Source organism: Pontibacter sp. 13R65 (genome assembly GCF_047525655.1).
Lineage (GTDB): Bacteria > Bacteroidota > Bacteroidia > Cytophagales > Hymenobacteraceae > Pontibacter.
Genome location: NZ_JBLIQL010000034.1, coordinates 21,942 through 36,688, shown reverse-complemented (window position 1 = coordinate 36,688; position 14,747 = coordinate 21,942). Strand labels below are relative to the sequence as shown.

11 protein-coding genes are annotated in these 14,747 nt (G+C 47.1%); 2 read left to right on the top strand and 9 right to left on the bottom strand.

Annotated elements, in window-relative coordinates; translation table 11 throughout:
• Positions 1–193 precede the first annotated feature (193 nt).
• The 4 genes from ACMA1I_RS22120 to ACMA1I_RS22105 form a co-directional block, all read right to left on the bottom strand.
• A complete protein-coding gene (locus ACMA1I_RS22120; protein WP_337070669.1) occupies positions 194–346 on the bottom strand; it encodes a hypothetical protein in 153 nt (50 codons plus the stop codon).
• Between the two features lie 73 nt (positions 347–419).
• The gene (locus ACMA1I_RS22115) at positions 420–827 is read right to left on the bottom strand and encodes a hypothetical protein (RefSeq protein WP_337070668.1); all 408 of its coding nucleotides are present in this window, start codon (positions 825–827) and stop codon (positions 420–422) included.
• A gap of 109 nt (positions 828–936) precedes the next feature.
• On the bottom strand, positions 937–1,539 hold the full coding sequence (locus tag ACMA1I_RS22110) for a hypothetical protein (RefSeq protein ID WP_337070667.1): 603 nt from the start codon (positions 1,537–1,539) through the stop codon (positions 937–939).
• 166 nt (positions 1,540–1,705) lie between these two features.
• Entirely contained in the window at positions 1,706–3,160 is a 1,455-nt protein-coding gene (locus ACMA1I_RS22105) for a tyrosine-type recombinase/integrase (protein ID WP_337070666.1), read from the bottom strand.
• Positions 3,161–3,286: 126 nt separating this feature from the next.
• Here ACMA1I_RS22105 and ACMA1I_RS22100 point away from each other — a divergent pair, with 126 nt between their 5' ends.
• The gene (locus tag ACMA1I_RS22100) at positions 3,287–3,673 is read left to right on the top strand and encodes a hypothetical protein (RefSeq protein WP_337070665.1); all 387 of its coding nucleotides are present in this window, start codon (positions 3,287–3,289) and stop codon (positions 3,671–3,673) included.
• 517 nt (positions 3,674–4,190) lie between these two features.
• On the opposite strand, the gene ACMA1I_RS22095 is transcribed toward ACMA1I_RS22100, so the two are convergent.
• From ACMA1I_RS22095 to ACMA1I_RS22075, 5 genes are all read right to left on the bottom strand, one after another.
• Positions 4,191–7,100 carry a glycosyl hydrolase 115 family protein gene (locus tag ACMA1I_RS22095; RefSeq protein ID WP_337070664.1) on the bottom strand — a complete coding sequence of 970 codons (2,910 nt, stop codon included), beginning with the start codon at positions 7,098–7,100 and terminating at the stop codon, positions 4,191–4,193.
• A gap of 69 nt (positions 7,101–7,169) precedes the next feature.
• Positions 7,170–7,316 (bottom strand): hypothetical protein, encoded by a 147-nt coding sequence (locus ACMA1I_RS22090; RefSeq protein WP_337070663.1) that lies wholly within the window; start codon positions 7,314–7,316, stop codon positions 7,170–7,172.
• 127 nt (positions 7,317–7,443) lie between these two features.
• Positions 7,444–9,201: a glycoside hydrolase family 28 protein gene (locus ACMA1I_RS22085; protein ID WP_337070662.1), complete on the bottom strand. Its 1,758-nt coding sequence runs from the start codon at positions 9,199–9,201 to the stop codon at positions 7,444–7,446.
• A 209-nt stretch (positions 9,202–9,410) separates the two neighbouring features.
• Positions 9,411–11,102 carry a glycoside hydrolase 43 family protein gene (locus ACMA1I_RS22080; protein ID WP_337070661.1) on the bottom strand — a complete coding sequence of 564 codons (1,692 nt, stop codon included), beginning with the start codon at positions 11,100–11,102 and terminating at the stop codon, positions 9,411–9,413.
• A gap of 110 nt (positions 11,103–11,212) precedes the next feature.
• Positions 11,213–12,916, bottom strand: coding sequence for a T9SS type A sorting domain-containing protein (locus ACMA1I_RS22075; protein ID WP_337070660.1), 1,704 nt, complete (start codon positions 12,914–12,916; stop codon positions 11,213–11,215).
• Positions 12,917–13,682: 766 nt separating this feature from the next.
• Between ACMA1I_RS22075 and ACMA1I_RS22070 the strand changes: the two genes are divergently transcribed.
• Positions 13,683–14,711 (top strand): LacI family DNA-binding transcriptional regulator, encoded by a 1,029-nt coding sequence (locus ACMA1I_RS22070; protein ID WP_337070659.1) that lies wholly within the window; start codon positions 13,683–13,685, stop codon positions 14,709–14,711.
• The last annotated feature ends 36 nt before the right edge of the window (positions 14,712–14,747 follow it).

Here is a 14,747-nt window from a genome sequence, read left to right as displayed (position 1 = left end):
GATTTAAAATCTTTATCCCGAATAATTAAAGTTACAGTTCCTCCGTCCATCCAGAGTTGAACATCTTCAATTGTTAGTTTATCTGAAGTATTGAACACTTTTATAATTTGTTATTTTCGCACAACGGTTAGTACAGGCTGCGAACGAGGCGCAGCCGAGTGTGGAGCCTGTGCCGTGTTGGTGGAAGCTTTTCTTAATCATATGGTGCGACTGCTATGATTTTAAAGCCGTTCTCTTTTTTCTGTATGTTAAGCGTTATGTCGGCAGCAAAGTACAGCCTGTCCTTTTTTACAAATCCTTTTAGTTTTTTGTCAAAGGTCGACACTTTTGCCCAGTTGGATTGCATGTATCCAGAATCAGGGTCTAACTGAAGCATTGGGTAGACAAGAACTGCTTTCTTTTCAGCATTTTCTTTGGGTTTACTGTACACCACTAAGGCACTGTCTATACCTATGGCCATCATCTATCGTATCGACTTGGGCCTTGTAAAGCTTGTAAGACTGCACGTAAGGGAACAGGTAGGTATCATCTTCTTCGACTGTCCCGCCTAACTCCAAAACTTGCTTCAACTTCTCGAATCCGTTGCTATACCTGATGAACTCCTGCAGGAAGGCTTCTTTGCCGTACAGACCACCTCCATAGGAAACGGCTGCGCTGTCGTCCACTACACTTAAAACAAAGGCAGTATCTTTTCTTTCGCTCGCCTCAATTAGCTGCTTGACAAATAGGCTCAGGTCAGGCAGAGCTTTCGTTTCATCAACTGGCTGAACTGAGATTGTCTGGTACGATAACTTATCTTGCCCCTTGCTTGATTCACAGGCATTCAATCCGCATAAGAAGCTAAGGAGTATTAAGTTTTTCTTCATAATTCAAGTTACCACCAACGTACTGGGCTTTGCTGTGGCGTAGCTACAGTAAAGGTGTGGTTGTAACTTGTTATTCTTTATTTTGTAGATATTCTTCAGTTTCAAAAGACTCAAAGGCTCCTTGTCTCAGTTTGGCTGTTAGGGTAGCACACACTTCTTTGCTTCCAACTACCCCAAACTCTTTCTGATAATCATGATTGGTTACTAGAATGTAGTCGGATTGATGAAGGAGCTTAATTGTTTTACTGTTCAAGCCAGCCAAAGTATCATCAAAGTCAACCCATCGGTTTGGGAATTGCTCTTCTATCCATCTAATAAAATCATGCTCCTTAATTTCTTCTCTGCTAAATAGATAGAAGTAGTTTCCGTATTGGTAGGGATAGAAGAAACCATCTTTAGGGTAAATTAGTAGCTCCTGCTCTATTTTCTTGCTAAGACCAAACCAAGTCTTTCTTTCTTTTTTGAATAACTTAAACTTGACACCCAACTCACTCAACTCATCAAAAGACATCACATATTGATAGTCTGGCAGAATAAACTGATAAATGCTGTAACCGTCAAGCTTTAGAAGTTCATATACCAAAGTTTCTTCAATCTCTGAATCGAAGTCAATGCGAGTTTTCATTTCTTCTCCGACAGGATGAAACAATGCTATGTAATGCTTCTTTTTCAATTGATTCTAATATGTTACAACTACTTGCTAAACGGAGTATTCGGTTTATCTGCACTATGGATAGAGGTTACTCTGCCCTTTTGATAAGCGCTTTTGCTGATCCAGCCCTGTTGCTCTATCCTCTTCATGCTATTAGTATATATTTCTTTCTAAATATAATCATTTTCTACAGATTATCCAGCGGACTAATGATCTTATCCAGCGCATGCGCTGTTACATGCGTGTAAATCTCAGTCGTCTTGCTCGACCGGTGCCCCAGCAGCACCTGAATATACCGAAGATCCGTGCCTTGCTCGAGCAAATGGGTGGCAAACGAGTGCCGGAGCGTATGCGGCGTGCATTTGGTCCTGATGCCTGCTTTCTCCACACAGGCCCTGAACACATTCCGGGTGCTGTCCACGGTGTACTGCCCGCCAAACTGGCCCTCAAAAAGCCACTCCTTTGGCTTGTACACTTTATAGTAGGCCCGCAGGCTCTCCAGCAGGCGCTGCGAGAGCAAGGTGGTGCGGTCCTTTTTGCCCTTGCCGCCACGTATCAGCAGCAAGTTTCTCTTCGACTGCACATCCGTCAGCTTCAGGTTGATCACCTCCCCTATCCGCAGGCCTCCTGCGTAGAGCAGCTGCAGCAGGCAGCGGTGCTTCAGATTGTCGGTGGCCTGCAATATACGGCCCACCTCCTCCTTGCTCAGCACCGTAGGCAGGCGCTCAGCCTTCCCGGGGCGCTCCACTTCATCCAACCGCATGCTGTGGCGTCCTAATACCCGCTGATAATAGAACTTCACGGCGTTGACTGATTGGTTTAGGAAGGAATTAGAGTACTGCTGTGACTGCATCATGCTGCGGTGATAGGCGTTGATCTCCTCTGCCCCGAACGCCTGGATGGCTTCGAGCCCTTTGGTCTTGTGTCCGTTGAGAAAGCGCAGCAGCAGGCTGTGGTAGGTGCGGATGGTGGAGAGGCTGTAGTTGAGCAGCAAGAGCTTCTCCAGGTAAGGCATGGGGCAAGGAAGGTAGCCGGGCAGCTTCTGGTAGCTCTGCTCCCAGAGCCGGGCCTGCAGGGCCATATCCTTTATCTTTAGCTGCTGGCTCAGCCACACCTGCGCCAGGCCATCCAGCGCATCGACCAGCAGGTGCCAGCTGCGGCTATCGGGGGGCACCGCAAAACAGCGGGCCTCCGGCAGCCACTGGCACACGCTGCAGTTCTTGAGCTTCACATACAGCGTGCGGTCGTAGGCAAAGCTGAGTTGTATTAGCTCCTTGCCTTCGTGCAGCAGGGGCTGCAGGCGCACGACGGGTAGCTCGGGCCACTTCTCCAGTGGCTCCGACTGCCCCTTGCCTGCCGCCAGCACCACGGTTCCCGCAGCAGGCCGGAGCCGCTTTGGCCGGTTCAGGTAGCGCGAATCTACCCTGGCCATGCCTTCAAAGTGGCGGTGCAGCAACTCGATACAATGCTCAGAGCGGTGCATAACAAAGCACTTATAGGTTTTGCTGTACTTTACCCAGGTAGCCTCCTTTAGTCTTTTGTTTATGAACGGGTTGGGCTTATGCCAGAGGCGGACATAAGGCTTTCCCTCATGCTCCAGGGCGTTGAGGAAGATAACTGACTGTGAAGTGGTATAGGGCATGGTGCTTAAGACAAGAACATGTGAAACAAGCACATTTCTCTCCTTTAACCGTAAATTATCCGTATAGATCCGTAAGTATCCGGATAATCCGGATATATTCGATTACGTACGGCTAGCAGAACAGGCATGGAGAAAGCTGAAAGGACATGCGGGCAATGCGGGGAGGCGCTGACAGGCAGGGCAGACAAGAGATTCTGCTCCGACCAGTGCCGGGCCACGGCAGGCAACGAGAGAAAGCTGAGGGACAGGGGCGAGAAAATCATGCGGGAGATCAACGCCCTGCTGCGCCACAACCGGCAGGTGCTCCACAAGGCAAGCCCGGAGGGGAAGACCACCCTTCGCAGGCAGGTACTGGAGCTGGCAGGCTTCGACTTCCGCTACTTCACCCACCAGTACCGCACTCAAAAGGGCAACCTGTACAGCTTCTGCTACGACTATGGCTATCTGCTGCTGCCCGAGGAGAAGGTGCTCATCGTCAATTGGCAGTCCTATATGGACAGGAACTCATCTTAATTGCAGAATTTTCCAAACCCATAAAATGACTCTTTTACGAAATTCCCCTCCCTTCCGGCAGCCGGTTCCAAAAATGCACCTACAGCACAGCTAGGGACATACACCTGTTCCCGCTTTGCCATTTTAAAAATCAAAAGTCAAAGTGTATACTTGAGACGAGAAACCGAGACGGATATGAAGGCAGGATGCCCCCGAATCTCTATTCAGGATCAGAAGCTAGAGCATCCAACCAATGCCCTTAACGAATATGGATGCGAGCAGCTCTAAAAAGAAAGCCAATTGCTTCCGCTACATGGATTACCTAAAGCGGAAAGCCAATACCTTATAAAGGTAAAGTATCAGGAGGAGTTAGCTAAAAGCCGCCCTCTTAATTACCAGGAACTGCCTACTTATTCCCTGCACCACATCATACAGTTGTTATATAAATCTTGAAAAATTACTACTTAAAAAGCGGCAACATAATGTTAGAATTCACGACTGCATAGCTGAGGGCAAATTTTGTTATAACGAGCTAGCCCTATTTAGTTTCCGGAATAATAGAATAAGCTTGTTTAAGACCACCTAAATCAATGGTGATATAATCGAGCATGACGCCAGGATCGATGCTGTACACCTTTAGCACATGCTTTCCTGATTTTAAAGGGGGCAGTTTGATGAAGCGCTGTGCCCGGTTCTGCAACACATTTTGCTTCCACTCGTCACTTCTGCCAACGGTTTTAAAGTCAACCACCTGCACCGGTCCATCATCTACAGAAACAGCATAGCGCAAACTGTATTCGTTTGTGAGCGGGTGCGTTGGCAGGGTGTTTACCGTAACCACCGGAGAGGCTGCTTCTGATACAACATAAAAATCATATTCTACTGTGGCTGCTGTTTGTTTTACCTGGTCTGTTTCCTTTACCGGAGCTGATTGTAAGGGTAGTGCCATCAGAGAATTTCCGGCGTAACCCAGACCATCTACCAAGGTCCAGGTAGCAGCCCCCTTATCTGTTTTGCGGCTGAAGTTACTGGCATGCATGGCTACATAACCGTTTGTCTCTCTAAATTCTTTATCTGTTTTCAAATCTGTATTCGTGGGTGCCACCGCAATCACAGCTACCCTATAGATTTCTCCCCCCCCTTTCACAGTTATATAGCCCTGAGCTAACTTCTTTTTAGGCAGTTTATTCCAGTCTATACTCACCCACAGACGGCGCTCCTTCTGACCCATTTCAGAAGTTAATACCCCTTGGGTTTCTGATACTTTTATCCATTTGCCGGATGTGCTAACTTTCCAGTTTACTTCTTGCTGGCTTGTCAGGAACACATCGAGGAAGTAGCGTTGACTGCCCCAGGGACTGAAGGTTGGTAAGGTGAACTGTCCTCCCGGCAGATTTAAAAGCGAAGAATCTTTTTCTACAAAACCTTCCGGCGCTACTTCCCAGGCAGTGCCAGGAGCGGGCTTGGTAAAGGTTGGTAAAACCGGCTCATGGTATACCGGTAGGTCTCGCGGCTGCAGCGACATCATACCACGCCACTTGCCGTTACTGAGTTGGGTATTAAAGTAATTTGTTTCTTTTACGATGCCTGCATAAGCTTGCCGGGCCAGTTGTGCATAGTCTTGCGCGCTAGTCCGGTTTTGCTGGGCATAGAGCTTGTGCTTGTCGCGGTACAGGAACTTTTGATTCATGAGCGAGGCCCCTACAACCGGGTAATAAACCAGTTGGTAAAAAGCATCTGCCTGTTCAGAGCTTACTTCCTTTCGTAGTTGTTTTACTTGCTGCTCCAGGGCAGCATACTTCTCCAGGCGCTGCTGCGCCTCATCACCGTAGTAAAAATGATTATAGCTGGTGTAATTGGTCTGGGTGGTGGGTTCTGTTTGGCTCCAGCCCATAAACTCCGGTTTCCGCTCAAAAGCCAGCTGGTAATACTGCCACATCACCTCGTTTAGCTGCAGGCCCCGCTCCTTACCAAATATTCCGGCCAGCCAGTCCTGCTGATGCTGCTTTACATAGCTGCTCTCTTTTAGAAACGGCTCCACCCCGTAGGCCATATCCAGGAAAAGTTGTATAGTATACTCCAACGGTTTTATATCGCCTACGTTGAGCACCCACAGCTCCTCCGATTTCATTTCGTAGGCTTTGGCCATTTCTGCTCTTATTAAAGCCGGATGCGTGCTGCTAAGCCACAGGTAGTCGTGCGGTCGACCCCAATAGGAGGCGTGGTAATATACGCCCGATCCTCCAGCTCGCTGTTGCTCCTGCTTGTTGCTAAACCGGTGGATATAGCCGTAATTATCGTCGGGCCACACAATGGTGATATCTTCTGGCAGCTTCATACCCTGGTCGTAAATTTCGAGCACCTCTTTATAGGTAGTAAAAGCCTGTGGCACGGCAGCCACATTTTTGTTAACGTGCTTCTGAAGCATGTTCCGCTGGTCTGCAATGATCTGCTCCAGCATCCTGGCAGCCTCCGATCTGTTGCTGGCTCCTTCCATACCACTGTCGTGTATACCGCGCATGCCGAGTGTGTAAACGGCTTCTATGCCTGCTGATTCTGCCACCCGCTTTTCCCAATAATTGGCTACTGCTTTTTTGTTGCTAAAATAGTCGAAGGAGCCCATCGTTTTTTCGTTCCACTCATCTACGTTGTTGCGCAGCATGGGCTCAGCATGCGAAGTTCCTACCAAAATACCAAAGGCATCAGCTACTTTTGGGTTACCAGGGTAATGGAAAAAGGCTTTGGTGCTGGGGTGCATGGCTGGCCAGATCAGGTTGGCCTTCAGGCGGAGCAGGAGCTCAAAAATTTTGGCATAGGTGTTGGGGCCAATGTCTTTTATATCGGTATCTATGTTCTGCGCCGCCCAGGGCTGCAGCCCCCAATCTTCGTCGTTCAAGAAAATGCCACGGTACTTTACAGAAGGAGGTGCTGAGACAAAAGCAACATCCGAGAGTGTCAGCACCTTCTGAGGCACCGGCTTCACATCGGCCCACCAATACCAAGGCGACACGCCCATTTTTTCAGAAAGATGAAAAACACCATAAGCCGTTCCTCTTTTATCGCTTCCGGCTACCACGAGTAATTGGCTGATATTCGGCAGCGGATCCTTGATAACCTCCAGCGCAAAGGCTTCCCATTTTCCTTTCAGACTGCTGCCTACTCCCGACCGCCTATCAAGCACCTGCTGCACCACCCGCGACTCTACCTTGCCTAGCAGGATAACATTACCGGCTGCCTTTGTTAGATCGGTGAGCACTGCCGGTTTGTAACCCGTCACCAGCTCAATATCCTGCGCGAGTAAGGTGGCAGCAATGGAATCCAGTTTCGCTTCAGCTGGGTCGTATACAATTTGTACTTTGGTGGAGGCATCTACCAGCACAAAGTTTTGAGCGGAAACAGGTAGCGCAGGGAAAGAAATCAGCAGCAGAAAAGAAAGGATATGTTTCATGGTATAAGTTTGTGGGGAAGATGTAGCTAAACCAATAAGGTGTAGAACTCAAAAATAGCTCCCTCTGTTTTAGATGTTATCCTGCGATATCCTGTTCCGGAATTCTACCCGCACTGGCCATTCTTTAGGCTTGCCTTGCCCAAACGTTGGCAGCTTGCTGCCAATTATTCTAATGGAAAAAGCCTTCCGGAGGAGTTTTAGCTCAACGTGTTCCAAGGGTTTCCGGGCGCTGGCCGGATGTCTTTAACTGATAAAGCTCAGGCCAAAGCAGCTTATTGCTACCTCGTCCTGAGCTTTATTATTAATAAGTTATATAGTGTAACTGCCGCAGCAGTTGTAGAATTTATTGCATGCTCAGCGCTTTGTTGTTGAGGTCTTTGCCTTTAGAAACCTGCTTCGACATGTCTTTAAAGTCTTTGGCGTCGAGCTTCACATTCTGTGTCAGAGGCCCCAGCACCTTTACAACTGGCTCCTGCGTCTCGTTGTAAGTAAGACCAGTAACGCTCATGTTTTTGGTATTGAAGATCGTAATAGCCGGACCGGTTTCTGTTATTACCTGCACATTCTTGAGCGTAATACCATCAGCATCTACGGCAGTAATTCCTTTCTTTGCTTTTAAGATCGCATCTTCGAGGTGCACGTTTTTAAGGTTCATTTCAGGGAGACCTTGCAGCGCCAGGGCCTGGTTAGCACCCGATACCCGAATGTTCTTCATGTAAATGTCTTTAAACGATGGGGTTTCTTCCGTAACTGGCACCAGTGCTGCGGCTTTTACTTCTCCGCTGCCTTTCTCAGCCTCATCCATAACAGGTGACTTGCCGCCGTAGAACAGGTTAAAACTGATAGCTTGTGTAGGGATATTAATCATGTCGATGTTGGAGATATAAATGTTCTCTACCAAACCACCACGACCACGTGTGCTTTTAAAGCGCAAACCAATATCGGTTCCCATAAACGTGCAGTTAGAAACGTGCACATTCTTAACACCACCAGACATCTCGCTGCCTACTACAAAGCCTCCATGACCATGGTATACCACGTTGTTCTTCACGATAACATTCTCTGTCGGCATGCCACGATCACGACCGTCTTTGTCTTTGCCTGACTTAAAACAGATGGCATCGTCGCCCACATCGAAGGTGTTGTTATATACCAGTGCATTTTTACACGACTCCAGGTCCAGGCCGTCGCCGTTCTGTGAGAACCAAGGGTTACGCACATTCAGGTTACGCAGAATAATATCTTCGCACATGTTGGGGTGCAGGTTCCAGGCAGGCGAGTTCTGAAAGGTAGGCCCATCTAACAACACCGTTTTACAGCTTACCAGGCTCAGCAACACGGGGCGCAGGAAGTCCTTTATCGGTTCAAACTGCTGGATATCCTTATAATCAGGCACATTAAAATTGGTAGTGCTGGTGTAGCCTGTTTTCACTTTTTGGTTCGGAAACCAAATTCTTTTGTCGTCGCTGAGTACACCACCCGATTTAACTAAAGCATTCCATTGGCCATCCGTCATCTTTACTTTTTTGACAGGCCGCCAGGCCTCGCCGTTCCCATCGAACGTGCCGGAGCCGGTTATAGCAATATTCTCTAAGTTTACCCCGGAGATCGGCGACTGGCAACGTACCGTGTTCAGTCCCTCAAAACTTACTTTAACCAATGGGTAATCGTCGAAGTCTTTACTAAAAAGTACTAAAGCACCGGCCTCAGCATGCAGGTTAATGTTGCTCTTCAGCACAATAGGTCCGGTTAGCCACATACCTCGCGGAATAATAACTGTACCGCCCCCCTTAGCTGCAACTGCCTCGATGGCTTGTTCAAAGGCTTTAGTGTTTTTAGTTAGGCCATCGCCAACGGCACCAAAGTCAGTAATTTTTGCGCTGTTGTTCGGAAAAGAAGTTTCTTTTACGCGTGGCATGTTAAACTCTATGCCTTCATAAATATCAAAGTTATCTGCAGCAGATGCAGGAGCTGCAGCTGTTGCAGCTGTAGATGAAGTAGCTGTGCCGGCTGTTGGCTGCTGCTGACAAGAGGAAAACAGCATACCCGCCGTTCCCAGAAAAATAGCCAAGCGGCTTGCAAAAATTTTACTGGCTTTCATATTTTTTATAAAATAGTAACTAATGTAAAATGAATAAGTTTTAGGTAAATTTTGAATGAGTGGATGTGAGAATGAGAGATTAATAATGGCGGTTTACAGGTGAATAAACCTGAAATGACCTGCCTCACTTAAAACTGAACCATACACAGGTTCAACCTACATGTTGATTCACCCATTCACTCATTTTCTCATCCACTCATTCAAAAATTTTAAGGCGTGATTCTGAACCAATCGTAATCAGCGAATCCGGAGTCGTTAATCTTGTCTTGGCGCACAGCAAAAACGCCTACTTTGGCCCCTATCCATTTACCTGGCATGGCAGTGAGAGGAGTTCCTGCATTCTTAAACTGGGCCCCATCTTCGCTATAGCTGAACTGGCATTTACCTCCTTTATCTACTTTTACTCTGAAATACACTTCGTTTCCGTTTAATTTACCTAACAGCTCCTCTGTATCGGGTGTGCCTTTTTCAGCTTTTTGGCCGGAGGTGTAAGCCAGGTAAATGCCATCCGATTTGCTTACCAGCGAAATATGTCCGTAAGAATCGCCCATCACAATAAGGCCGGTGCGCTCGTTCTGGAGCTTCTCGTTTGGTGTAAATTTGAGCTTAGTAGTGGCAGTGAAGGTTTCGGCAGGGAATTTCTGCAAAAGCAGGTTCGGCACATCCCAAAAATTTTTATAATTCTCAGGCAACTGATCTGTAAACAGGCGTAACTGACCTTTAGCTGGGTTTAAAAAAGCCCAGGTTGATTTCGGATTAGCATGCCATTGCCATTGCAGCCCCAGCTTATGTCCATCAAATTCATCAGATTCTGCAGGAGTGGCTACCGGGTAGTTTTTGCCTACGGCAGGTTTGCGGTGTGTGAGCACAGGCTGCCCCTTGCCATCGCGGTCGTTGTCTTCACCAATAACAGGCCAATCGTTTTTCCATTGCATAGGCTGCAGGTGCACAATACGGCCATAGGCTTCCACATCCTGGAAATGAACAAACCAGTCTTCTTTCCCATTCGGCGTATCTACCCACGCGCCCTGGTGCGGCCCGTTGATAGGCGTGCTGCCCTGGTCCATCACAATTTTCTCTTCGTAGGGGCCATAAATATTTTTGGAGCGCAGCACCAGCTGCCAGCCAGTAGAAACACCACCTGCCGGTGCGAAAATATAGTAATAGCCGTTGCGCTTATAAAATTTAGGACCTTCTACAGTGGGGTGATTGTCGTGCCCATCAAATACCATCACGCCCTCATCCAGCACTTCGGTGCCCTCCGGGTTCATTTTGTTTAATGTTAAAATACTTTTGATGCCTGCTCTGCTACCAGCCCAGCCATGCACCAGATAAGCCTGCCCGTCTTCGTCCCAGAAAGGGCAAGAGTCGATTAAACCTTTGCCTTCTTTTACCAGCACCGGCGCTTCCCACTTACCAGCAGGATCTTTTGTTTTCACCATGTAAATTCCAAAGTCCGGATCGCCCCAGTAGATGTAGAACTCACCGTTGTGGTGCCTGATGGCAGGTGCCCACACGCCGTTGCCATGCTGTGGTTTGGAAAAGTGATCGTAAGGAGTCAGGCGATCCAGGGCATAGCCTATAATTTTCCAGTTCACTAAATCTCTCGAATGCAAAATCTGCAGGCCTGGCACGGCGTTAAAGCTGGAAGAGGTCATGTAAAAGTCCTCGCCTACTCGGCAGACATCCGGATCGGAATAATCGGCATAAAGCACCGGGTTCTTATAAGAGCCCCTGCCCTGGTCTGCTACCCACACCTGCGACACATCGCCAGTTGGGGAAGAAACTGCTTTGTCGGCAGCCGGTGTTGCAGAACGAGTAGAAGAACGTGTAAAAAGCTGTTCGCTCTTACAGCCAAGTAAAAGAAGTAAACTGAAAGCCAGGTACTTTTTAGATTGCATGTTTAGATTATTGGTTAAAACTTAATTGAATTGCCAAACAAATATAGCAGCACAAACGGCAGCACCATAGCAAACGCTACTGAATCGTTTGTTCTAGTGCTGCCATTGCTTTACTCTCTTATAAGCGCTACTCGCTTTACCTGCTTCTGTTTGCCGATCTGCAACGAGTAAAGATACATACCACTGGTCAGGCTATTGCCTTTTTGGTCGGTACCGTTCCATGCTACTTCATAAGCACCTGGTGTAAGCGGAGCATCCATTAAGTAGGCTATTACTTTGCCAGAAAGATCCAGTATACTAACCGTCACGTATTCTTTCTGCTTGGTTTCGAATGTAAAAGAGATCTTGTCGGAAAAAGGGTTTGGATAGGCTGCTGAACCAAGGTCCGTTTTGGACTCCTTGCTGCCGGTAAGGGTACCGTTTTCGATGATCCAGTTTAAATATACTTCCAGGTTGGTATAGCCATCTGCGTTTACCGTGTTGTGGTCGTTGGCATTGTTGGGGTCAAGACCCTGGGCAATTTCCCACTCATCCGGCATGCCATCATTATCGTTATCTAAAGGCGCCCCCAGCGACTCGAGTACCGGCCAGCTGCCCACATCTGTCTGCGAATCTATAATACCTTTATAGCCTGTTTTAGAACCGTTGTAGGTTGCTGTTCCTGTTCGAACTTCTTCTACCACTCTGGCATCTACGGCATCGCGTTTTAAGCTGGCACCTACCTTCTCCAGCACCGCCACGTAAGCTTCTTCAGCTGTATGTGTAGTGGCCAGCTCATACTCTATGGGCTCCGCTAACTTAGCAGCACCATTCCGTGCAGCTTCTGGAACCCTGCTGTCATAATCTACTCCACCATTCCAGTTGTCGGCCGTAACGGCTGCATTACCCACTACATGATTACCATCTATGAAGAACTTGCCGTAGCCATCACCGAACTTCGGATCGCTCTCAAATGAAACCTGCATGATGCGCCGGCTTCTGTTGGCAGGTGTGGTCGGACCTGGTTTATAGTAGTTGTTCACGATATTATAGTTGCCGTTCTCGCCACCGTAGGCACTGTTGCCTAGCCAGTTATAGATCACATTGTTTCTAAAATCGACGTGCTCATTCGGCACCGAGCCATTATTAATGCCGGAGCGCCCACCTCCGTTAAACCGAGGGTTACGGCTATTATGGTGCGCCAGCAAATTATGATGGAAGGTGGCTCTGTCGCCTCCCCAGATGCCACCATAGCCGTGGTTATCTTTTTCGTGGAAAGACTTGTTTAAACTCTCGCTCAGCAGGCACCATTGCATGGTAAAGTCCTGGTTCGCATAAAAAGAGGAGCACTCGTCTATCGACCAGCTCATGGAGCAGTGATCTATAATGATGTTTTTGCGGTATCTTCCCCACAGGGCATCCTGCTCATTTCTGGTAAGGTCGCCCATTCTGAAACGGAGGTAACGGATAATCACGTTGTCGGCATCTACCGTCATTTCGTAATTCTGAATCGTAATACCATCGCCTGGGGCTGTCTGGCCAGCAATAGTCAGGTTGCCGCTTGTAATCCGCAAGCGGGAGTTCAGTTTGATGTTTCCTGATACTTCGAATACAATGGTCCGTATGCCAGAAGCAGAAATGGCTTCCCTTAAACTCCCCGGACCAGAATCGTTGAGGTTTGTAACTTTAATTACTCTGCCTCCCCTACCACCTGTTGTAAAGCGGCCGAAACCTTCTGCACCCGGAAAGGCAAGTTGTTGTGCTTCGGCGGCACCAAACCCAATTGCAAGAAGCAGCATGAGCATTACGCTCCATTTTGTAAAATTTTTCTTCATATTAAAAAGGTAACGTATGGAACATAACTAACTAAGATTTAGTGGAGGTACTATAAACCCGGCAAATCCACCTGTAGATAATCAAAAGCAATATTTGTGTGCTTACACCCCCTCTACTCCACCTGCTTCTGCGCAATCGTTTGCATATTAACCAAATTTATTCATTTTTACAAACGATAGTTAGTATACTACTATAAACTAATGTCTTTGATATGCCATCTCAGGAGCATCTGCTAGGTTAATAGTGGCTGAGCCTCAACACAGCAGAAGAGACAAAGGATCTGTACAAGCAACACCGTTGAACTGCACCTACACCGCCACCTCCCGTGACTAAGGATATGTAATAGTGCAAAAGTGATTTCTTCCTCACATGTGGCATCTACTTGTTTTAACATAAAAACAGCTTAGGAAGGGCTATTTCATTAGAAAAATTATTCGATATTCTGATACAATTCAACGAGCCCAATTATGGTTGGCAGAAGCATACTGCGCAATCGATTACGTTGCTTTTATTGAACATCTCAGTATCAGAAAGAAGAAAAACAATTGGAAAAATCACAACTAGATAATTCCAAAGTTGAGGATGCCAACCTTGGGTCTTATTTTTGTTCAACACCTATACTTCGGTGCCGTTATAAGAAAAGACACTTGCTTAAAACCAAAATCCTTAAGTTAAAAAGGCAGTTTTTTTCAAAAATATAGTGCAACCAGAATCATTTTTTTATATTGCAACCGATTGCAACAACATTCGCTTTAAATTCCGGACATGGAAAAGGAAATCACCATATATGATATTGCCAGAGAGCTCGCCCTCTCACCTACTACGGTGAGCAGAGCTCTTAACAATCATCCTGCAGTCAACAAAAACACAAAACAGAAGATTTGCGACATCGCCGTGCAAATGGGATACCGGTCTAATATCTTCGCCAGCAACCTGCGCAAGCAACGGACCAATACGATTGGTGTTATTGTTCCGCGCCTCAATAGTCCCTTTATGTCATCGGTAATGGCTGGTATGGAGAAAGAAGCGAACAATGCTGACTACAACCTCATAATAACCCAGTCGCTTGAAACAATGCAGAAAGAAATAGCCAACGCCCGAACCATGTTTGATAGCCGGGTAGATGGTTTGTTAGTTTCTCTGGCTTATGAAACCGATAGCATTGAGCATTTTGAGCCATTCATCAGCAAAGGCACTCCTGTTATTTTCTATGATCGCGTTATTGAACATAATAAATGCACTAACGTTGTAATTGATAATCTGCAGGCTGCCCATAAAGCTACCACCCACCTGGCCAAGCAAGGCTGCAAGCGTATCGTACATATTACTGCCGATCTGAAACGCAATGTCTACGCCGACAGGCTGAAGGGTTATAAATACGCATTGCTTGACAACAACCTGCCTTTCGAGGAATCATATGTAATGGTTACCAATTTAAGTGAGGAAGCAGGCATTGAGGCAGCACAGCAAATACTGCAAATGAACCCCAGACCAGACGGCATTTTTGTATCGAACGACACAGCCGCTGTGAGTTGCATGAAGGAACTCCAAAAGGCAGGCATGGTGATCCCCAACGATATAGCTATTGTTGGGTTTAATAACGATCCGATTTCGCGGGTAATAGAGCCTAACCTGACTACTGTTAACTACCCTGGTTATGAAATGGGCGAAGTAGCAGTAAGAAGCCTGATTCACCACCTCAACGGCTTGTCTGATATTATCATTACCAACACTATCACGCTCCGGTCAGATTTAATTATAAGAGGTTCTTCTTTGCGAACAAAAATAGAATAGGCTGCATCTACAGCGCATGTGTAGCAGCCAATATCG